At 50.1% G+C, this 19,615-nt stretch carries 20 protein-coding genes; 11 read left to right on the top strand and 9 right to left on the bottom strand.

The features are described 5' to 3' along the window. Nucleotides 1-28: 28 nt before the first annotated feature. The 8 genes from rimK (at nucleotide 29) to rlmC (ending at nucleotide 7,698) form a co-directional block, all read left to right on the top strand. Nucleotides 29-931: a 30S ribosomal protein S6--L-glutamate ligase gene (gene rimK, locus ACK8NJ_RS15630; RefSeq protein ID WP_000684321.1), complete on the top strand. Its 903-nt coding sequence runs from the start codon at nucleotides 29-31 to the stop codon at nucleotides 929-931. Between the two features lie 87 nt (nucleotides 932-1,018). Continuing rightward, entirely contained in the window at nucleotides 1,019-1,495 is a 477-nt protein-coding gene (locus tag ACK8NJ_RS15625) for a YbjN domain-containing protein (RefSeq protein ID WP_000203025.1), read from the top strand. Between the two features lie 350 nt (nucleotides 1,496-1,845). Then, complete coding sequence (gene potF / locus ACK8NJ_RS15620; RefSeq protein WP_000126075.1) at nucleotides 1,846-2,958, top strand: spermidine/putrescine ABC transporter substrate-binding protein PotF; 1,113 nt, start codon at nucleotides 1,846-1,848, stop codon at nucleotides 2,956-2,958. 94 nt (nucleotides 2,959-3,052) lie between these two features. Next, on the top strand, nucleotides 3,053-4,186 hold the full coding sequence (potG, locus tag ACK8NJ_RS15615) for a putrescine ABC transporter ATP-binding subunit PotG (protein ID WP_000996007.1): 1,134 nt from the start codon (nucleotides 3,053-3,055) through the stop codon (nucleotides 4,184-4,186). 9 nt (nucleotides 4,187-4,195) lie between these two features. Next, on the top strand, nucleotides 4,196-5,140 hold the full coding sequence (potH, locus tag ACK8NJ_RS15610; RefSeq protein ID WP_000105416.1) for a putrescine ABC transporter permease PotH: 945 nt from the start codon (nucleotides 4,196-4,198) through the stop codon (nucleotides 5,138-5,140). Then, entirely contained in the window at nucleotides 5,137-5,982 is an 846-nt protein-coding gene (gene potI, locus ACK8NJ_RS15605; RefSeq protein WP_001061658.1) for a putrescine ABC transporter permease PotI, read from the top strand. The genes potH and potI overlap by 4 nt, the downstream gene beginning before the upstream one ends. A gap of 59 nt (nucleotides 5,983-6,041) precedes the next feature. Next, the gene (locus ACK8NJ_RS15600; RefSeq protein WP_000389260.1) at nucleotides 6,042-6,530 is read left to right on the top strand and encodes a YbjO family protein; all 489 of its coding nucleotides are present in this window, start codon (nucleotides 6,042-6,044) and stop codon (nucleotides 6,528-6,530) included. Between the two features lie 40 nt (nucleotides 6,531-6,570). Further along, on the top strand, nucleotides 6,571-7,698 hold the full coding sequence (rlmC, locus tag ACK8NJ_RS15595; RefSeq protein WP_411961779.1) for a 23S rRNA (uracil(747)-C(5))-methyltransferase RlmC: 1,128 nt from the start codon (nucleotides 6,571-6,573) through the stop codon (nucleotides 7,696-7,698). A gap of 28 nt (nucleotides 7,699-7,726) precedes the next feature. Here rlmC and artJ read toward each other — a convergent pair whose 3' ends face one another. From artJ to ACK8NJ_RS15565, 6 genes are all read right to left on the bottom strand, one after another. Further along, nucleotides 7,727-8,458 carry an arginine ABC transporter substrate-binding protein ArtJ gene (gene artJ, locus ACK8NJ_RS15590; RefSeq protein WP_001295905.1) on the bottom strand — a complete coding sequence of 244 codons (732 nt, stop codon included), beginning with the start codon at nucleotides 8,456-8,458 and terminating at the stop codon, nucleotides 7,727-7,729. Nucleotides 8,459-8,683: 225 nt separating this feature from the next. After that, nucleotides 8,684-9,352 carry an arginine ABC transporter permease ArtM gene (artM, locus tag ACK8NJ_RS15585; RefSeq protein WP_000464491.1) on the bottom strand — a complete coding sequence of 223 codons (669 nt, stop codon included), beginning with the start codon at nucleotides 9,350-9,352 and terminating at the stop codon, nucleotides 8,684-8,686. Next, entirely contained in the window at nucleotides 9,352-10,068 is a 717-nt protein-coding gene (artQ, locus tag ACK8NJ_RS15580) for an arginine ABC transporter permease ArtQ (protein WP_001001690.1), read from the bottom strand. The genes artM and artQ overlap by 1 nt, the downstream gene beginning before the upstream one ends. A 6-nt stretch (nucleotides 10,069-10,074) precedes the next feature. After that, a complete protein-coding gene (gene artI, locus ACK8NJ_RS15575) occupies nucleotides 10,075-10,806 on the bottom strand; it encodes an arginine ABC transporter substrate-binding protein ArtI (RefSeq protein ID WP_000756575.1) in 732 nt (243 codons plus the stop codon). A gap of 17 nt (nucleotides 10,807-10,823) precedes the next feature. Continuing rightward, the gene (artP, locus tag ACK8NJ_RS15570; protein WP_000027205.1) at nucleotides 10,824-11,552 is read right to left on the bottom strand and encodes an arginine ABC transporter ATP-binding protein ArtP; all 729 of its coding nucleotides are present in this window, start codon (nucleotides 11,550-11,552) and stop codon (nucleotides 10,824-10,826) included. Between the two features lie 217 nt (nucleotides 11,553-11,769). Next, complete coding sequence (locus ACK8NJ_RS15565; RefSeq protein ID WP_001270657.1) at nucleotides 11,770-12,285, bottom strand: lipoprotein; 516 nt, start codon at nucleotides 12,283-12,285, stop codon at nucleotides 11,770-11,772. A gap of 646 nt (nucleotides 12,286-12,931) precedes the next feature. Between ACK8NJ_RS15565 and ACK8NJ_RS15560 the strand changes: the two genes are divergently transcribed. The 3 genes from ACK8NJ_RS15560 to amiD all read left to right on the top strand — a co-directional run bounded on the left by ACK8NJ_RS15560 (nucleotide 12,932) and on the right by amiD (nucleotide 16,062). After that, nucleotides 12,932-14,701 (top strand): pentapeptide repeat-containing protein, encoded by a 1,770-nt coding sequence (locus tag ACK8NJ_RS15560; protein WP_411962541.1) that lies wholly within the window; start codon nucleotides 12,932-12,934, stop codon nucleotides 14,699-14,701. Nucleotides 14,702-14,911: 210 nt separating this feature from the next. Further along, nucleotides 14,912-15,235, top strand: coding sequence for a heavy metal-binding domain-containing protein (locus ACK8NJ_RS15555; RefSeq protein ID WP_409023414.1), 324 nt, complete (start codon nucleotides 14,912-14,914; stop codon nucleotides 15,233-15,235). After that, nucleotides 15,232-16,062 carry an N-acetylmuramoyl-L-alanine amidase AmiD gene (amiD, locus tag ACK8NJ_RS15550; RefSeq protein ID WP_409023413.1) on the top strand — a complete coding sequence of 277 codons (831 nt, stop codon included), beginning with the start codon at nucleotides 15,232-15,234 and terminating at the stop codon, nucleotides 16,060-16,062. The genes ACK8NJ_RS15555 and amiD overlap by 4 nt, the downstream gene beginning before the upstream one ends. Here amiD and ACK8NJ_RS15545 read toward each other — a convergent pair. The 3 genes from ACK8NJ_RS15545 to ltaE all read right to left on the bottom strand — a co-directional run bounded on the left by ACK8NJ_RS15545 (nucleotide 16,059) and on the right by ltaE (nucleotide 19,613). Continuing rightward, nucleotides 16,059-17,072 (bottom strand): NAD-dependent epimerase/dehydratase family protein, encoded by a 1,014-nt coding sequence (locus ACK8NJ_RS15545; protein ID WP_001305933.1) that lies wholly within the window; start codon nucleotides 17,070-17,072, stop codon nucleotides 16,059-16,061. The two genes, amiD and ACK8NJ_RS15545, sit on opposite strands and share 4 nt — an antisense overlap. A 98-nt stretch (nucleotides 17,073-17,170) precedes the next feature. Beyond that, nucleotides 17,171-18,601, bottom strand: coding sequence for an SDR family oxidoreductase (locus ACK8NJ_RS15540; RefSeq protein ID WP_411961777.1), 1,431 nt, complete (start codon nucleotides 18,599-18,601; stop codon nucleotides 17,171-17,173). 10 nt (nucleotides 18,602-18,611) lie between these two features. Further along, entirely contained in the window at nucleotides 18,612-19,613 is a 1,002-nt protein-coding gene (gene ltaE, locus ACK8NJ_RS15535; protein WP_411961776.1) for a low-specificity L-threonine aldolase, read from the bottom strand. Nucleotides 19,614-19,615: the final 2 nt, after the last annotated feature.

Here is a 19,615-nt window from a genome sequence, read left to right as displayed (position 1 = left end):
TTGACCAGGTCTGACAGAGAGGTGCAGGGTGAAAATTGCCATATTGTCCCGGGATGGAACGCTCTATTCGTGTAAGCGGCTGCGTGAAGCCGCTATACAGCGCGGTCACCTGGTTGAAATTCTTGATCCGCTTTCTTGCTACATGAACATAAATCCTGCGGCGTCTTCTATTCACTACAAAGGCCGCAAGTTACCCCATTTTGACGCAGTGATCCCGCGTATTGGCACCGCCATTACCTTTTATGGGACGGCGGCACTGCGCCAGTTCGAGATGCTGGGGAGCTATCCGCTCAATGAGTCGGTCGCCATTGCCCGGGCGCGTGACAAATTGCGTTCCATGCAACTGCTGGCGCGTCAGGGCATCGACCTGCCTGTCACGGGCATTGCGCATTCGCCGGATGATACCAGCGATTTAATTGACATGGTCGGTGGTGCGCCGCTGGTGGTCAAGCTGGTTGAAGGCACGCAGGGAATTGGCGTCGTGCTGGCGGAGACGCGTCAGGCGGCGGAAAGCGTGATTGACGCTTTCCGCGGTCTGAACGCGCATATTCTGGTGCAGGAATATATCAAAGAGGCGCAAGGGTGCGATATCCGCTGTCTGGTTGTTGGCGATGAAGTGGTCGCGGCGATTGAACGGCGGGCGAAAGAGGGCGATTTTCGTTCCAATTTGCATCGTGGCGGCGCGGCAAGCGTCGCCAGTATCACACCACAGGAGCGTGAAATCGCGATAAAAGCCGCGCGAACGATGGCGCTGGACGTTGCTGGTGTGGATATTCTGCGTGCTAATCGCGGGCCGTTGGTGATGGAAGTGAATGCGTCGCCGGGGCTGGAAGGAATAGAAAAAACCACCGGTATCGACATCGCGGGTAAAATGATCCGCTGGATCGAACGCCACGCTACGACAGAATATTGCCTGAAAACGGGTGGTTAGTCGCAATCACATTACTGATCATGGTTTTGCCTGCGCTTTTTGCGTAAGCTGTGCCGGTCTTTTTATCGAAAGAGGTTGTACAAAATTATGACATCGCTGGTCGTTCCTGGTCTGGATACGTTGCGTCAATGGCTCGATGACCTGGGGATGAGTTTTTTTGAATGTGATAACTGTCAGGCTCTGCATCTGCCCCATATGCAGAATTTCGACGGTGTCTTTGATGCCAAAATCGATCTGATCGATAACACGATCCTGTTTTCTGCCATGGCGGAAGTCCGACCTTCAGCCGTATTGCCGCTGGCGGCGGATTTATCTGCCATCAATGCCAGTTCGCTGACCGTGAAAGCATTTCTTGATATGCAGGATGATAATCTGCCAAAGCTGGTGGTTTGCCAGTCTTTATCCGTTATGCAGGGCGTAACCTATGAGCAGTTTGCATGGTTCGTGCGTCAGAGCGAAGAGCAGATTTCGATGGTCATTCTTGAAGCTAATGCCCATCAACTGCTGTTACCGACTGACGATGAAGGGCAAAACAACGTTACCGAAAACTATTTCCTCCACTGATAACTCCTTTCGAGTACGCAGTCGCTGCCGCAGTGACTGCGTGCTGCAAAATTATCTGCTGTTTTTAACCTTTTCTTAAAGATTATTTCACTTCCCTTGTGCCGATTTGGCTTTATCACATAGAGCAAATACGCATAAAAATTTGTTAAATACCGTTTTTTAATCCGAGCTATAGTCTCAAACCCTGGCTAAAGTTATTCTTGCGATGCTTTTATATAGCGAGCAGTGCTGGCCGGGAGAGAGTTCTCTTTTCTTACACCGCGCCGATAAAAAATATGCACGTTTATTGCATATCTTTCAGTGTGACAACTTTTGTTCGTTTGTTAACGAACTTTCAGAAGGAAAGAGATATGACCGCCTTAAATAAAAAATGGCTATCGGGTCTGGTTGCGGGTGCTCTGATGGCCGTCTCTGTCGGCACGCTCGCGGCTGAACAAAAAACACTCCACATTTATAACTGGTCTGATTATATCGCCCCGGACACGGTGGCCAATTTTGAAAAAGAAACCGGTATTAAAGTCGTCTACGATGTTTTCGACTCTAACGAAGTACTGGAAGGCAAATTAATGGCAGGGAGCACCGGCTTTGACCTGGTGGTTCCATCTGCCAGCTTTCTGGAGCGCCAGTTGACTGCGGGAGTTTTCCAGCCGCTGGATAAAAGCAAATTGCCGGAGTGGAAGAATCTCGACCCGGAACTGCTGAAGTTGGTCGCCAAACACGACCCGGATAATAAATTTGCTATGCCCTATATGTGGGCGACGACCGGGATTGGTTATAACGTCGATAAAGTTAAAGCGGTGCTGGGCGAAAACGCGCCCGTCGATAGCTGGGACTTGATCCTCAAACCTGAAAATCTGGAAAAACTGAAAAGCTGCGGCGTCTCTTTCCTTGATGCACCGGAAGAAGTGTTTGCTACCGTGCTGAATTATCTCGGTAAAGATCCCAACAGCACTAAAGCAGATGATTACACCGGACCGGCAACCGATCTGCTGTTAAAGCTGCGCCCGAACATTCGTTATTTCCATTCATCTCAATACATTAACGACCTGGCAAACGGCGATATCTGCGTCGCTATTGGCTGGGCGGGCGATGTCTGGCAGGCGTCAAACCGCGCGAAGGAAGCGAAGAATGGCGTTAATGTCTCGTTCTCGATTCCGAAAGAAGGGGCGATGGCGTTCTTTGATGTCTTCGCCATGCCTGCGGATGCCAAAAATAAAGACGAAGCCTATCAATTCCTGAATTACCTGCTGCGCCCGGATGTGGTGGCGCATATTTCCGACCATGTGTTCTATGCCAATGCGAACAAAGAAGCTACGCCGCTGGTAAGCGCGGAAGTCCGTGATAATCCAGGGATTTATCCTCCGGCGGACGTTCGTGCGAAGTTGTTCACTCTGAAAGTGCAGGATCCAAAAATAGACCGTGTGCGCACCCGCGCGTGGACCAAAGTGAAGAGCGGAAAATAATCCGCAGTCGTAGATGCCGGACGGGCGCACCACACCCGCCGGCAATTCGCACCATTATGGTGCGCTTGCACACATTCAATGCCGGAGAGCAGCCGTGAATGACGCTATCCCTCGCCCGCAGGCGAAAACCCGTAAGGCGCTGACGCCGCTATTAGAAATCCGTAATCTGACTAAATCTTACGATGGTCAGCATGCGGTCGATGATGTCAGCCTGACCATCTATAAAGGCGAAATCTTCGCGCTGCTGGGCGCATCCGGCTGTGGCAAGTCCACGCTGCTGCGTATGCTGGCAGGTTTCGAACAACCTTCTGCCGGGCAGATCATGCTTGATGGCGTCGATTTGTCACAGGTACCGCCTTACCTGCGCCCCATCAATATGATGTTTCAGTCTTACGCGCTGTTTCCGCATATGACCGTGGAACAGAATATCGCTTTTGGCCTGAAACAGGACAAATTGCCGAAAGCGGAAATTGCCAGCCGGGTCAATGAGATGCTCGGGCTGGTGCATATGCAGGAGTTCGCCAAACGCAAACCGCATCAGCTTTCCGGCGGTCAGCGACAGCGTGTGGCACTGGCCCGAAGCCTTGCCAAGCGCCCGAAACTATTACTGCTCGATGAGCCTATGGGCGCGCTGGATAAAAAGCTGCGTGACCGGATGCAGCTTGAAGTGGTGGATATTCTGGAGCGCGTCGGTGTGACCTGCGTGATGGTTACTCACGATCAGGAAGAGGCGATGACCATGGCGGGGCGTATCGCCATTATGAATCGAGGGAAATTTGTCCAGATTGGCGAACCGGAAGAGATCTATGAGCATCCGACCACCCGCTATAGCGCTGAATTTATCGGTTCGGTTAATGTCTTTGAAGGTGTACTCAAAGAGCGTCAGGAAGATGGTCTGGTGCTTTATTCGCCGGGACTGGTGCACCCACTGAAAGTCGATGCAGATGCTTCAGTGGTTGATAACGTGCCGGTACACGTAGCGCTGCGTCCGGAAAAAATCATGCTTTGCGAAGAGCCGCCCGCCAATGGTTGTAACTTCGCGGTGGGGGAGGTGATACACATTGCCTATCTCGGCGATCTTTCGGTGTATCACGTTCGTCTGAAAAGTGGGCAAATGATTAGCGCCCAGCTACAAAACGCCCATCGTCATCGTAAAGGGTTACCGACCTGGGGCGACGAAGTGCGTTTGTGCTGGGAAGTGGACAGCTGTGTGGTGCTGACGGTTTAAGGAGCAAAGATGAGTACACTTGAACCTGCTGCCCAGCCAAAACCCTTTAAGCTGTGGCTGTCGCAGTTGCAAATGAAGCATGGGCGCAAACTGGTGATTGCGCTGCCCTATATCTGGCTAATCCTGCTGTTTCTGCTGCCATTTCTGATCGTCTTTAAAATAAGCCTGGCGGAGATGGCGCGCGCCATTCCACCTTATACCGAACTGATGGAGTGGGCTGACGGGCAACTTTCCATCACTCTTAATCTCGGTAATTTCCTGCAACTGACCGACGATCCGCTCTATTTCGATGCTTATCTCCAGTCGCTACAGGTGGCGGCGATTTCGACTATTTGCTGTTTACTGATCGGCTATCCGCTGGCGTGGGCGGTGGCGCACAGTAAGCCTTCGACCCGTAATATCTTATTGCTACTGGTGATCCTGCCGTCGTGGACCTCGTTTCTGATTCGCGTTTATGCCTGGATGGGAATATTAAAAAATAACGGCGTGCTGAATAATTTTCTGCTGTGGCTGGGGGTTATCGATCAACCTCTGACCATTCTGCATACCAATCTGGCCGTTTATATTGGCATTGTTTACGCCTATGTGCCGTTTATGGTGCTGCCGATTTATACCGCGTTGATTCGTATTGATTATTCGCTGGTGGAAGCGGCACTGGATCTCGGTGCAAGACCGCTGAAAACGTTCTTTACTGTGATCGTGCCGCTGACCAAAGGCGGGATTATTGCCGGATCGATGCTGGTGTTTATCCCGGCTGTGGGCGAGTTTGTGATCCCTGAACTGCTCGGTGGCCCGGACAGCATCATGATCGGGCGCGTGCTATGGCAGGAGTTCTTTAACAATCGCGACTGGCCGGTGGCCTCAGCGGTAGCGATCATCATGTTGCTGCTGCTAATTGTGCCGATAATGTGGTTCCACAAGCATCAGCAAAAAAGCGTGGGAGAACACGGATGAATAATTTACCGGTAGTTCGTTCGCCTTGGCGGATTGTGATTTTGCTGCTGGGCTTCACCTTTCTCTACGCGCCAATGCTGATGCTGGTGATCTATTCATTCAACAGCTCGAAGCTGGTGACGGTGTGGGCCGGCTGGTCAACACGCTGGTATGGTGAGTTATTGCGCGATGACGCAATGATGAGTGCGGTTGGTTTAAGCCTGACAATTGCGGCCTGTGCGGCGACGGCGGCGGCGATCCTCGGGACGATTGCGGCGGTCGTGCTGGTGCGCTTTGGCAGGTTTCGCGGATCAAATGGTTTTGCCTTTATGATCACCGCGCCGCTGGTGATGCCAGATGTCATCACGGGCTTGTCGCTATTGTTGTTATTCGTCGCGCTTGCTCATGCCATTGGCTGGCCTGCGGACCGCGGTATGCTCACCATCTGGCTGGCGCATGTCACTTTCTGTACGGCTTATGTGGCAGTCGTTATTTCGTCGCGTCTGCGGGAACTGGATCGCTCGATAGAAGAAGCAGCGATGGATCTCGGTGCGACGCCGCTGAAAGTGTTTTTCGTCATTACGCTACCGATGATCATGCCCGCGATCATTTCTGGCTGGTTACTGGCTTTTACTTTGTCGCTTGATGATCTGGTGATCGCCAGCTTTGTTTCCGGGCCGGGAGCCACCACGTTACCGATGCTGGTCTTTTCCAGCGTGCGGATGGGGGTGAATCCGGAAATCAACGCCCTGGCAACATTGATCCTCGGCGCGGTCGGAATTGTCGGATTTATCGCCTGGTATCTGATGGCTCGCGCAGAAAAACAGCGGATACGCGACATCCAGCGTGCAAGACGTGGCTGAAGACACTAAAATTTGCCAACCTGGCTACATAATGCCGCGCATGTCGCGGCATTGTTTTCATGGAAGACGAAACGTTGGGATTTTTTAAGAAAACATCTTCATCTCATGCTCGCCTGAATGTGCCTGCGCTGGTGCAGGTGGCGGCGCTCGCCATTATTATGATCCGTGGCCTCGACGTGCTGATGATTTTCAATACGCTGGGCGTGCGCGGTATTGGCGAGTTCATTCATCGCAGCGTACAAACCTGGAGTTTAACGCTGGTCTTTTTAAGCAGTCTGGTGTTGGTTTTTATTGAGATCTGGTGTGCGTTTTCACTGGTGAAAGGGCGTCGCTGGGCGCGCTGGCTGTATCTGTTGACACAAATCACGGCCGCAAGTTACTTGTGGGCGGCTTCGCTGGGGTATGGTTATCCGGAGCTGTTCAGCATTCCCGGTGAATCAAAACGTGAAATCTTCCATAGCCTGATGCTGCAGAAGCTGCCGGATATGCTCATCCTGATGCTGCTGTTCGTTCCCTCGACCAGTCGGCGGTTCTTCCAGTTGCAATAATGTGTATAATCGTCGCCCCTGATGATGTGAAGGTCAATGTATGCAGTGCGCACTTTACGACGCGGGTCGCTGTCGTTCCTGTCAGTGGATAACGCAGCCGATTCCAGAGCAACTCTCCGCTAAAACCGCCGATCTTAAAAATCTGCTCGCCGACTTTCCGGTTGAGGAATGGTGCGCGCCGGTGTCAGGCCCGGAACAAGGGTTTCGTAATAAAGCCAAAATGGTGGTGAGTGGTAGCGTTGAAAAACCACTGCTCGGTATGCTGCATCGAGACGGCACACCAGAAGACCTTTGTGACTGCCCGCTTTATCCTGCCTCATTTGCGCCCGTTTTTGCGGCGCTAAAACCGTTTATCGCCCGAGCGGGGTTAACGCCCTACAACGTGGCGCGTAAGCGTGGCGAACTGAAATACATTCTGCTGACTGAAAGCCAGAGTGATGGCGGCATGATGCTGCGCTTTGTACTGCGTTCTGATACCAAGCTGGCGCAACTGCGTAAGGCGCTGCCGTGGTTACACGAACAACTACCGCAGCTGAAAGTTATTACCGTCAATATTCAGCCGGTACATATGGCGATTATGGAAGGGGAGACGGAGATCTACCTGACCGAACAACAGGCACTGGTAGAGCGTTTTAATGACGTACCGCTGTGGATCCGTCCGCAAAGTTTCTTCCAGACTAATCCGGCGGTTGCCAGCCAGTTGTACGCCACCGCGCGCGACTGGGTACGACAGCTGCCGGTTAAACATATGTGGGATCTCTTCTGCGGTGTGGGGGGGTTTGGTTTACACTGCGCGACGCCTGACATGCAGTTAACCGGGATCGAAATTGCACCAGAGGCCATTGCCTGTGCGAAGCAGTCAGCCGCTGAACTGGGCTTAACGCGTTTGCAATTTCAGGCGCTGGACTCCACTCAGTTTGCCACCGCCCAGGGGGAAGTGCCTGAGCTGGTGCTGGTTAACCCGCCGCGACGTGGCATTGGTAAACCGCTATGTGATTATCTCTCAACGATGGCACCGCGTTTTATCATCTACTCCAGCTGTAACGCCCAAACCATGGCGAAAGATATCCGCGAACTGCCAGGTTACCGTATTGAACGGGTACAGCTTTTTGATATGTTCCCGCACACTGCGCATTACGAAGTGCTGACACTGCTGGTTAAGCAATAAAAAAGCCGCAGGTGCGGCTTTCTGAATCTTACTGTGGGAACCACTGGTCATTGATTTTCTGATATGTACCGTCAGCTTTAATTGCTGCCAGCGCATTATTCAGTTTTTCCAGCAGAGCTTTGTTATCCGGACGTACAGCGATACCCAGGCCGGTGCCGAAGTATTGCGGATCGGTCACTTTTTCAGTCGCAACGCCCAGTTGCGGGTTGGTTTTCAGCCATTCATTAACCACCGCTGTGTCACCAAATACCCCATCAATACGGCCATTTTTCAGATCGATAAAGGCATTCTGATAACTGTCATAGGAGACAGTTTTCACTTCCGGGTGCTGATCCTGAATATATTTCTGGTGCGTGGTGCCGTTTTCCATCCCAATACGTTTGCCTTTCAGATCGGCAAACGTTTTGTAGGTATCTTTTTTGGCAATCACGACGGCTGAGTTTTCATAGTAGGGCGTGGTAAACGATACCTGTTTGCTACGCTCCGGGGTGATATCCATACCGGAGATTACGGCGTCATATTTTCTGAATTTCAGTGACGGGATCAGGCTGTCGAAAGCGTGATTCGTAAAAGTACATTCTGCCTGCATTTGTTTACACAAGGCTTTTGCCAGGTCGATATCAAAGCCGACAATCTCATTATTAGCACCTATAGATTCAAAGGGGGGATAGGTGGCTGAAACGCCAAAATTGATTTTCTCTGCGGCAGAAGCACCGAAAGTAAAGGAAGCAAGTAAAGCGGCAAGAACTAACTTTTTCATGATGGAACTCCCGTCTGTCAATCTTATGATTTTTGGCCGTGTCTGCGGCATGGGATAACAATGCCATCAAGTGAATTTATATGCAATAAATATGATTAAATAATTTATATAAAATAAAAAAAGACGGACAACTTAGTGGGTTGACCGTCTTCATTATAAGAATTTATGCACTATGCAGGTCGGGTAAGACGTCCACGACGCATCCGGCATCAGCACGCAGCTACATTAATTCCGCCGTTCGAATGCCAGTGCTTTGCGCTCGATCAGACGCATCATCAGCGTCAGCAGGCCGTTGACGACCAGGTAAATAATCCCTGCCGCACCGAACACCATGACATCGTAGGTGCGTCCGTACAACAACTGGCTGTATCCCATCACTTCCATCAGCGTAATGGTGTAAGCCAGAGAGGTACTTTTGAACACCAGCACCACTTCGTTGGAATAAGAAGAGAGCGAGCGTTTAAAGGCATACGGCAGCAGGATCGCCAGCGTATCTTTTTTGCTCATTCCCAGGGCGCTACAGGACTGCCACTGACCTTCCGGGATCGCACGAATTGCACCGTAAAACAGCTGCGTGGTATACGCCGCACTGTTCAGCGACAACGCAATCAGCGCACACAGCCACGGTTCTGACAGCAAATGCCACAGTGCCGGATACTCCTGCAACGTCGGGAACTGGCCCGGCCCGTAATAAATCAGGAAGATCTGCACCAGCAGCGGCGTACCGGTAAACAGCGTGATATAACCCCGCACCAGCCACACCAGTACCGGCGTTTTCAGCGTCAGGATGATGGTAAAAATCAACGCCAGAATCAGTGCCACAATCAGCGAGGCAACGGTTAGCGTCAGGCTGGTGTGCAGCCCTTTCATCAGTTCGGGTAAATACTCAAACATTAGCCAGGCCTCCGCTCAAAACGTGTCGCGCGCAGGTCAATGCGTTTGAGAATGTACTGACTGAGCAGGGTGATCACCAGGTAAATCGCCGCCGCCACAATGTACCAGGTAAATGGTTCCTGGGTACGGGTAGCGATGCTTTTGGTTTGTAGCATTAAATCATTCACACTAATCAAACTGACCAGCGCGGTATCTTTCAGCAGCACCAGCCACTGGTTACCGAGACCCGGCAGCGCATGACGCCACATTTGCGGCATCACCAGACGGAAAAAGATAGCTGATTTCGACAGCCCCAGCGCCTGACCGGATTCCCACTGACCCACCGGCACCGCTTTTAATGCACCACGCAGCGTTTGCGAGGCATAGGCGGCATACAGCAGTGACAGAGCGATGACACCACAAAGGAACGGGCTAACGTCGAAGTTCTCAATGTCCATCTGCACCGGGATCTGCACGAACCCAAGATTGATAGTGAAGCCATCCGAAAGCGTCAGCAGCAGCTGCGAGGAGCCAAAATAGATAAACAGCACCACCAGAATTTCTGGCAGGCCACGCAGAATGGTTACCAGCGCTGAACCTGCCCACGCGACAGGACGCCATTTTGCCGACTCCCATACCGCAAAGAACATCGCCAGCGCCAGCCCGACAATCAATGCACAAACGGCAAGGCCGACGGTCATCCCGGCGGCGCTTGCTAAAGGAAAAAATTCATTCATCAGGAATTACTTCTGGAACCATTTGTTGTAGATGGTTTCGTAAGTGCCATCTTTCTTCACTTTTTCCAGCGCAGTGTTGAGTTTCTGCTGCAGTTCAGTGTTGCCCTGGCGTACTGCGATGCCGAGGCCAGTACCGAAGTAATCTTTATCGGTCACTTTATCGCCCACTGCCGCCAGTTTCGGGTTGTCTTTCAGCCACTCGGTGACCACTGCAGTGTCACCGAATACGCTGTCGATACGGCCGTTTTGCAGATCCAGTTTTGCGTTCTGGTAGCTGTCATACGGAACGGTGGTGATTTCCGGGTGCTTATCCATAATGAACTTCTGGTGTGTCGTCCCGTTCTGAACGCCGACTTTTTTGCCTTTCAGCTGATCAACACTGGTGTATTTGCCTTGCTGACCCACAAACAGGGCAGAGTTGTCATAGTACGGCGTGGTAAACAGCACCTGCTTTTCACGTTCTGGGGTGATATCCATCCCGGCCATCACCGCTTCCACGCGACGGAATTTCAGGCTTGGGATCAGGCTGTCAAACGCCTGGTTAGAGAAAGTACAGGTTGCATCAATCTCTTTACACAGCGCCTGTGCCAGGTCGACGTCAAAACCAACGATCTGGTTGTTTGCATCAATCGATTCAAACGGAGGATAGGAGGCTTCGGTAGCAAAACGAATGGTTTCGGCAGCTGTGGCGGAAAGACTAAAACCTGCAATTAACGCGGCAATCAGAACTTTTTTCATTGTTGTTATCCCGAATATTAGTGAGAGAGATAGTTTTTAAATGCTTCGGTTTGCGGCTCGGTAAAGCAGCTCGCGTCGCCTTGTTCTACGATATGACCGTTTTCCATATACACCACTCGGCTGGCGGTTTTACGCGCCACTTCAACTTCGTGGGTGACGATCACTTGGGTAATATTCGTTTCTGCCAACTCACGAATGATGCTGACGATTTGTGCCGTAATTTCCGGGTCCAGTGCGGCGGTCGGTTCATCGAACAGCAGTACCTGCGGTTCCATCATCAACGCACGGGCAATAGCAACACGCTGCTGCTGACCACCAGAAAGATGCAACGGGTAACGATCGCTATAAGGTTTGAGACGCAGACGTTCCAGCAGTTTTTCTGCACGGGCCAGCGCCTGATCTTTGCTCAACCCCAGTACACGGCAGGGCGCTTCAATCAGGTTTTGCTGCACGGTCAGATGCGGCCACAGGTTGTATTGCTGAAACACCATGCCAACGTTACGACGCAAATCGCGAATCGCTTTGTCAGAGGGTGTTTTGGTGAAATCGAAATGGTTGCCTGCAATGTTGAGCGTACCGGAGCGCGGCATCTCAAGCAGATTGAGTACACGCAGCAGCGAGCTTTTACCCGCGCCGCTGGGGCCAAGTAACACCAGCGTTTCGCCCTGTGGGCAATCCAGCGTGATATCGAACAGCGCCTGATGCGCGCCGTAGAAGCAATTAATGCCGTTTAATTGAATACTCATTGACACTCGTATACTGGCAGTCTGATAGCTATTGAGGTCGAAGATAGTACCTTTGACAGAATAATTATGCAATATTTCTGCTTTAAAAGTTAAAAGCAAAGCGCATTATTCAATAAACATAGCACAAAATAACGGGGGCGGTGGTCGGCGAGCATAAATGTCGGCATTCCTCACGAAATGCCGGACAATTTACGGGGTTTATTGGTTGATCAAGGCGTTAGCGATTCTCGATGGACTGACGGAGCGTACCCGCTGTGGCATGAACGCTACCGCCTAAGTAGCGCACATCGTCGATGACCCAACACTGGCCTTCCTGAATCATTAACACTTCATCCTGCCAGCCCTGGTCACCCTGTTTGAGATCCACGCGCAATGGAATGTTACGGGCATCACGATTAGGGATAGTCGATGCACTGGCAACGTGGGCGCTGTCTGGCAAGGTGGTTCGACTGGAGAACGGATCGCTGCTTAACAATTCACGATGACTGTTATCGCGGCTGGCATCGCTAAGTAGGGTTGCCAGTTTGTCACTCAAATAGGGGCGCAGGGCGGTAATGTCATTGCTGCGATGTTGAATGCGGTAGTCATAGAATTGTTGAGCCACGCTGTCAGGGCCACCCTGGACACAGGAACCGGTGCGGGGGCCGTTATCTTTATAAGCTGGCGTGACGGTGGTACAGGCACTCAGCAGCAGTGCACATGGAATAAGTAGAGATAGTGAACGGTAGCGCATAATCATTTCCTTATTAGCTTGCTGTCTGCGTCACACTACGACCAAACGCTATCAGATTATTTAATACATTGTTTTTAATACAATTCTGAAATAATCTGAACACCTGATTGGGTTTGAGTCCATTGCTGGCTACCCACTCAAGGTTGCTCGTAGCTGACTTACTTAAATTACCCAAACAATAGACAGTGTAAACCATTTGTGAGGTTGAGCGTGTTATATGGCTGAAATGATCATTTAAGGTAAATATGATAGTTCTGAAATGGTGGTATAAATCCTCCTGTAGAGGTTAAGAGCATCTGCAAGAAGCCAGTTTCACATTTATAACGCGTGATAAATGAACGCGGTTATTGTCTAATCATTACAAAACTTTCACATGCGATAAGAGATCCTGCGATTAAGATGATTGCCAAAATTACATTGTATTTTTGAAAATGAGCGAAATTTGATAGTCCCAGCTTTGACTTTTGATAATATTATATATGCTACAGTTGTGGGTAAAGAATTTAAGCTAATGAATTTGAGCGAAGAATAAATCAAACTGTATCAGTGTTTCGTTAATTAATATGAGTATAAATGCGTTGTGCTTTTATAATAATAAAGCACGAGGAGTTCAGTGGAATATCTTTTCCCTTGGGTGATTTTTAATATGATAAACAATATATCTGATCAAGCATCATCATTTTCAGGCACACAACTGAATCAAAGTGATAATTTCCTGGATTCACTGAGGGAATTTTTCGCGATATTAAATTCTAGTCGTAGGGGGGAGTTGTCTACATGGGACACCATCTACTTGCATCTGATATTAGCAATAAATGCTGACAGTGATCTCATAAAAAATGATGTGTTGCTCGCGGAAAATATTCTATCAGCGAATTACCAGTTTAATACATTTTTTAGCAATGCTTTCGAAACTGATGTTAAAAAATATCTGGGTAAATCAGAAGATAACGAAGTTGAAATAAAGGCGGGTAATGAAAGAATCTCTATTGGAATACGTAATGTATCGAATGGAAAACTTGAAAGACAAAAATTTCTTTTCCCACTAGAGTATGAGAATAAATTACAAGAACAATTAGATAAGCATTTTACGATTGAATCGCACCCATTATTATACAGGTATACCATTGGTAGTAAGATTGCGAATGTGATTTTTGAAAAGTTATACAGTCGTATTGACTTTAACAAAGAACAATATATATCCTTTATAAAGGACGCGTTTATTCATTTTTATGATTATAGCACGCGATATGCAATTAATGAGAATATCGAAAAAGACGCTGTAACAAACAATATCGCATTGATGAGCACTTTTTATGACAGTGATAATACGTCAGGTGAGGTTTTAAATAATGATTTTACAGAAGAAGAGTCATTTGAAACTGCGTTAGATGTAGAGCATACAATAGTGCTTGGATTTGCTGATGATAATTTTGAAACAAAACCTGTTCATTATCAGGATTTATTAACACGATTTAGTGCCTTTCAAGATACCGTGTTTAATCTGTTTCCTGAAATGCACTCTTCGCATTACCACGATATTTGTAGCGTAAGTGTGGATATGACAAAGGGAACGCAATGTATGATCCACTTGATGGTGAATGAAGAAGTTTTCATGTCTCTGCCTGTTCCAGTTGCCACGATGGTTCGTGAAGATGTAACTAATTTAGTCAATCTTAAAACACTACTCAATGATGGTTGCTTTATTAAATATAGTCATTTTAATGACGTGGCATTAATAAAACAAAACATAAGTAATCTCTATTTATCACACACTGTTGTGAATGAAAGCATATTGAAAAAATGTTGTTTTGAAAACGGCAGTTTAGGTGATGTTAAAATAACAAATAGTAATATCATAAATAATGTATTCAAAAATATTTCGTTTAGATCTGTTAAAATTAACAACGTAAATACTCATTCTTTAAAATTTATTAACTGCCATTTTTTTTATGTTGATATGATAAGAGTTAATTTCAGCAAATGTCTTTTTCATGACTGTAGTATGCATGGTGTCAAGATAAAACCCTGGTTGCCAGTAAAATGGACAAAAGAGTTAATAAATGATTATTTTTATGGCTGTTTACTATCTCTGTACTCTATCTGTGCAAGGGATATATATAATATGAGCGCCGGGAATAACGTGAAGGTTGCTGCGGATGCTTTCCTTGAAATTATTTTCTCTCTTAAGAATAAATATTGCATTAAACTATTAAGCGCTCAGGATCGGGCGTTTATTTACGAATTTGCAAGAATGATCTTCGCTTATATTAATGACAAAAGCATTGAGATCTTATTACTTTCTTGTTTTGCGGCGTCTGACCAAAAAGCAATCCAGAGGTATATACCTCAGTCACAAGATGGGGAAGACTTTAGGAGTCATTTACAATATAAGTTGCCTCTTTCCGCTCATTAATGTTGTTGGTGCAACATAATAAGACAGGTAAGCGGTACCCTATAATGAAACCAATATCGGGTTATGCAACGGATAATCGTAAAGACTTAAGTGGGTGTTTTTGACACAATGAGATGATTTCCTAAACTGATCAAAACCTTCTTCCCAACATGGCATATCAGTCCGATAATGCTTTAGAGATCGAAGGCTTAACAAACAAGGAGATCGATCATGCAATTATCTACAACCCCAACTCTGGAAGGCCAGACCATCGTCGAATATTGCGGTGTGGTGACCGGCGAAGCGATTTTAGGTGCCAATATTTTCCGTGATTTCTTTGCCGGTATCCGCGATATCGTTGGCGGACGCTCCGGGGCTTATGAAAAAGAATTGCGTAAAGCGCGGGAGATTGCCTTTGAGGAGCTCGGCGATCAGGCCCGGGCGCTGGGGGCTGATGCCGTAGTCGGTATTGATATCGACTACGAAACGGTCGGGCAAAATGGCAGTATGCTGATGGTTAGCGTCAGCGGTACGGCGGTGAAAACGCGTCGATGAGAAGAGTCTTCTGGCTGGTCGCCGCCGCTCTGTTACTGGCAGGGTGTGCCGGCGAAAAGGGCATTGTCGAGAAAGAGGGATATCAGCTTGATACCCGACGCCAGGCGCAGGCGGCGTATCCGCGCATTAAAGTGCTGGTTATCCACTACACCGCAGATGATTTTGATAGCTCGCTGGCGACACTGACCGATAAGCAGGTCAGTTCGCATTATCTGGTGCCTGCTGTGCCACCGCGATACAACGGTAAACCGCGCATCTGGCAACTGGTGCCGGAACAGGAGCTGGCCTGGCATGCGGGGATTAGCGCCTGGCGCGGGGCAACGCGCCTTAACGACACCTCTATTGGCATTGAGCTGGAAAACCGTGGCTGGCAGAAATCATCCGGAGTGAAATATTTTGCCCCGTTTGAACAGGCACAGATTCAGGCGCTTATTCCGCTGGCGAAAGATATTATTGCCCGTTATCACATCAAGCCGGAAAACGTAGTGGCGCATGCGGATATTGCGCCGCAGCGCAAAGACGATCCGGGGCCGTTATTCCCCTGGCAACAACTGGCGCAGCAGGGGATTGGTGCCTGGCCCGATGCGCAGCGGGTGAACTTTTACCTTGCCGGGCGCGCGCCGCACACACCGGTAGATACCGCATCATTGCTGGAGCTTTTGGCGTGCTACGGTTATGACGTTAAACCTGATATGACACCGCGCGAGCAGCGGCGCGTGATTATGGCGTTCCAGATGCATTTCCGCCCGACGTTATACAACGGCGAAGCGGATGCAGAAACTCAGGCGATTGCCGAAGCGTTGCTGGAGAAATACGGGCAGGATTAGCGCGGCAGTTTTCCGTGGTCGCGTAGCCAGGCGGCAGTTTTCTCGATACCTTCATCCAGGGTGAGGACTGGTTGATAACCTAACTCTTCCTGCGCACGCGTAATATCCAGCGTAAAGTCAAAATTCAACTTGGAGACGCCGTAGTGGGTCAGCGGCGGCTCTTTTGCTGACTTGCGGCCTAAACGCTCCATGCTGCGGGCGATCATATCCAGCATCGGGTAGGGGACGGAACGAATACGACAGTCAATATTCAACTCGTCGATTAGCTTCTGCACGATGCTGCGCAGTGTGCGATGCTCGCCGTTGGTGATGTTGTACACACGCCCGGAAGGTAGCTTATCGCAGGCTTCCTGGCTTGCCAGCCACATGGCGTGCACGGCATTTTCATAGTAGGTCATATCGACCAGCGCACTGCCGCCATGCGGTAACAGAATGCTGCCATAGTGGTGCATCATATGCGCCAGACGGGGGATAAAGACTTTATCGTGCGGTCCGAACAGACTTTGTGGGCGCAGAATAGTAAAGCGCGTTTGTGGATTCGCCTGCGAAAGCATATTGATCACTTCTTCGCTGGCTGCTTTGCTACGGGCAAACTCGTTAGCGAAGCGGTGAGGGCGAAAATCTTCTTTAATATCGCGATGATGGTGATAATCGAAGTACAGGGAGGGGGAAGAGATATGAATAAAGTTACGCACACCCCAGGCGACAGCCCATTCACCCAGGCGGCGAGTGGCGCGAACGTTAGCCAGATCGAAAGCCTGTTGTGTCCCCCAGGGCGAGGTAAAGCTGGAGCAGTGCCACAGCGTATCAATGCCCGCGAGCATCACTTTAGCTTGTGATGAGACTAGCTCGGTCAGATCCGCCGGAACAAACTCTGCGCCCATTTTTTCCAGCAATTTACCCATTGCCTCGTTGCGACCGGTCGCTCGCACGCTGATGCCTTTCTGGCATAAAAACTCTACCGCGTTTCGACCTAAGCCGCTGGTGGCGCCGGTAACCAGTACCTTCATATCAATCCACTGTTGTTGAGAAAATGACGTGCGCATTCTTCCGTGATTTCCCCCATGATGCAATGGGAAACATGAAAGAATAACGCAGGTTTTGTCGATTAATCTGTGCTTTGTTCTGCCAGTCTGGCGATTCGTTTTGCCATTCCGCGAAAAATAAACAGATGCGCGGGGATCATCAATAACCAGTAAAACAGCCCCGGCATACCGTGCGGATGCCAGAATGCGCGAACATCGATAGTACGATAGTCACCTTTATCTTCCAGGGTAAAACACAGTCGTCCCAGCCCCGGCGCTTTCATGCCAAATAACAGCGTAAGTTGTTTTTCCGGTTCAACGACAATCACTTTCCAGCTATCCACCGCATCTCCGGTCTGCAAATATTCACGCTCCGGGCGGCCTTTCGCTAACTTATGACCGATCGCAAGGTCCATCAACGCCCGTGTCTGCCACAAAATATTGCCAAAGAAATAACGCTCTTTACCGCCGATTTGATTCACCACCTGCCATAAAGCCGCAAGGCTGGCGGACGTTTTAACGGTAAACCCCGCCTGTTTGGCGAAATAACCGTACTCCGGTCGCCAGCGGGCAAAGGCCTGAGCGTCGTATCCCCAGTCGCTGGAGTTGACCAGCTTTTCTTCCTCTTTCAGGGTGCGACGTACCGCGTCATCGAAAGCAATCAGCCGTTGTGGGATGAGTGCACGTAACGCGGTGTCATCTGCCAGCAGATCGTGTTTCAGCCCCTGAATCAACGCTTTGGCGGTGGTGGGCGGTACGGAAGTAATCACATTGAGAAACCACACCGAAATCCAGCGGGTCGGAAAGGGGATGGGGATCAACCAGCGGCGCTTACCGCTCACCGCCATAAAATGTTCAAACTGTTGCTGATAACTGAGCACTTCTGGTCCGGCGGCTTCGAAGATGCGATGTTCGCTGGCCGGATGATCTAACAGCGCCACCAGATAGTGCAGCAAGTTTTCCAGCGCGATGGGCGTGGTGCGTGAACGAACCCAGCGTGGCGGCGTTAACACTGGTAGGTTGTAGACCATATCGCGCATGACTTCGAACGCCGCTGAACCTGCGCCAACGATTATTCCGGCACGCAATTCGGTCACCGGGACACCCGCTTCACGAAGAATATCCGCCGTAGCCTGACGGGCGCGCAGATGGTCAGACTGCTCATGTGGCGGGGCCTGCAACGAACTGAGGAAGATTAATTGCTTAACAGGGACTTCGCGTAGCGCATCGCGGACGTTGAGAGCCACCTGGCGCTCCTGAGCGATTAAATCGCCGCCTTCGCCCATGCTGTGCACCAGAAAATAGACGGTATCGATATCCTGCAACAGGGCCGGAAGGTTATCCGGCCAGCTGAGATCGACTTTATGGCAACTGACGTTTGCCAGTTGCAGCTTTGCAAGCCTGTCGACATGACGTGCCGCCGCCAGGATCTGATGCCCTTGCTGGCTGAGTGTGCGCACCAGATGCTGACCAATGTAGCCACTGGCACCGAGAACTAAAATGCGTTGCGGCACGTCTCCCTCCTTAACGCGCCAGGAATGCGCGCCAGTGGGCGGCGACTTCCGCCAGTTGTGCACGCGAGACGTCAAGATGGGTCACCAGGCGGACAATCGGCGAGGCGTTAATCAGCACGTTTCTCGCTTTCATGTATTCGCCTAACGCGGCAGCATTTTCTTCCCCGACGCGAACAAACAGCATATTGGTGTCCTGACGCATCACATCTGCGCCTGCTTCACGCAGCTGCTCCGTCATCCAGGCGGCGTTGTCGTGGTCTTCCTGCAAGCGTGCGACGTTATTTTTCAGCGCATACATCCCGGCGGCTGCCAGAATGCCGGACTGGCGCATCCCGCCACCGGTCATTTTCCGCCAGCGAATTGCACGTTTAATGTAGTCACGGTTACCGACCAGTAACGAACCGACTGGCGTCCCAAGACCTTTCGACAGGCAAATGGTGAACGAATCACAATATTGCGTGATCTCTTTCAGTTCGCAGCCGTAAGCCACCACGGCATTAAAGATGCGCGCACCGTCAACATGCAGCGCCAGATTGCGCTCGCGAGTAAATTCCCATGCATCTTTAAGGTATTCACGCGGCAACACTTTGCCGTTGTGGGTGTTTTCCAGACTGAGTAATTTGGTGCGGGCGAAATGGATATCGTCGGGTTTGATTTTCATCGCCACTTTATCCAGCGGTAGCGTGCCGTCGGCAGCCGCGTCGATGGGTTGCGGTTGAATACTGCCCAGCACCGCCGCACCACCGGCTTCAAACAGATAGTTATGCGCGGCCTGACCGACAATATACTCTTCGCCGCGTTCACAGTGACTGAGCAGAGCGACCAGGTTGGCCTGAGTGCCGGTAGGCAGAAAAATGGCGGCTTCTTTACCGGAAAGCTCTGCTGCATAGTCCTGCAGAGCATTAACGGTAGGGTCGTCTCCGTAAACGTCGTCCCCAACCGGGGCGGCCATCATCGCTTCGAGCATGGCGCGGCTCGGTCGGGTAACGGTATCACTGCGTAAATCAATCATGG

The sequence above is a fragment of the Escherichia sp. F1 genome (assembly GCF_046764225.1).
GTDB lineage: Bacteria > Pseudomonadota > Gammaproteobacteria > Enterobacterales > Enterobacteriaceae > Escherichia > Escherichia coli.
The sequence above is the reverse complement of the archived record's forward strand: the minus strand, read 5'-3'. Positions and strand labels throughout refer to the sequence as shown.

Bases quoted from the DNA above. Each gene is read 5' to 3' on its own strand.
- rlmC (WP_411961779.1), top strand. From the start codon at position 6,571: ATGCAGTGCGCACTTTACGACGCGGGTCGCTGTCGTTCCTGTCAGTGG.
- ACK8NJ_RS15625 (WP_000203025.1), top strand. From the start codon at position 1,019: ATGACATCGCTGGTCGTTCCTGGTCTGGATACGTTGCGTCAATGGCTC.
- artQ (WP_001001690.1), bottom strand. From the start codon at position 10,068: ATGAATGAATTTTTTCCTTTAGCAAGCGCCGCCGGGATGACCGTCGGC.
- potF (WP_000126075.1), top strand. From the start codon at position 1,846: ATGACCGCCTTAAATAAAAAATGGCTATCGGGTCTGGTTGCGGGTGCT.
- potI (WP_001061658.1), top strand. From the start codon at position 5,137: ATGAATAATTTACCGGTAGTTCGTTCGCCTTGGCGGATTGTGATTTTG.
- artJ (WP_001295905.1), bottom strand. From the start codon at position 8,458: ATGAAAAAGTTAGTTCTTGCCGCTTTACTTGCTTCCTTTACTTTCGGT.
- ACK8NJ_RS15600 (WP_000389260.1), top strand. From the start codon at position 6,042: ATGGAAGACGAAACGTTGGGATTTTTTAAGAAAACATCTTCATCTCAT.
- artI (WP_000756575.1), bottom strand. From the start codon at position 10,806: ATGAAAAAAGTTCTGATTGCCGCGTTAATTGCAGGTTTTAGTCTTTCC.
- ACK8NJ_RS15565 (WP_001270657.1), bottom strand. From the start codon at position 12,285: ATGCGCTACCGTTCACTATCTCTACTTATTCCATGTGCACTGCTGCTG.
- ltaE (WP_411961776.1), bottom strand. From the start codon at position 19,613: ATGATTGATTTACGCAGTGATACCGTTACCCGACCGAGCCGCGCCATG.
- potH (WP_000105416.1), top strand. From the start codon at position 4,196: ATGAGTACACTTGAACCTGCTGCCCAGCCAAAACCCTTTAAGCTGTGG.
- amiD (WP_409023413.1), top strand. From the start codon at position 15,232: ATGAGAAGAGTCTTCTGGCTGGTCGCCGCCGCTCTGTTACTGGCAGGG.
- artM (WP_000464491.1), bottom strand. From the start codon at position 9,352: ATGTTTGAGTATTTACCCGAACTGATGAAAGGGCTGCACACCAGCCTG.
- ACK8NJ_RS15555 (WP_409023414.1), top strand. From the start codon at position 14,912: ATGCAATTATCTACAACCCCAACTCTGGAAGGCCAGACCATCGTCGAA.
- ACK8NJ_RS15545 (WP_001305933.1), bottom strand. From the start codon at position 17,072: ATGAAGGTACTGGTTACCGGCGCCACCAGCGGCTTAGGTCGAAACGCG.
- ACK8NJ_RS15560 (WP_411962541.1), top strand. From the start codon at position 12,932: ATGATAAACAATATATCTGATCAAGCATCATCATTTTCAGGCACACAA.
- artP (WP_000027205.1), bottom strand. From the start codon at position 11,552: ATGAGTATTCAATTAAACGGCATTAATTGCTTCTACGGCGCGCATCAG.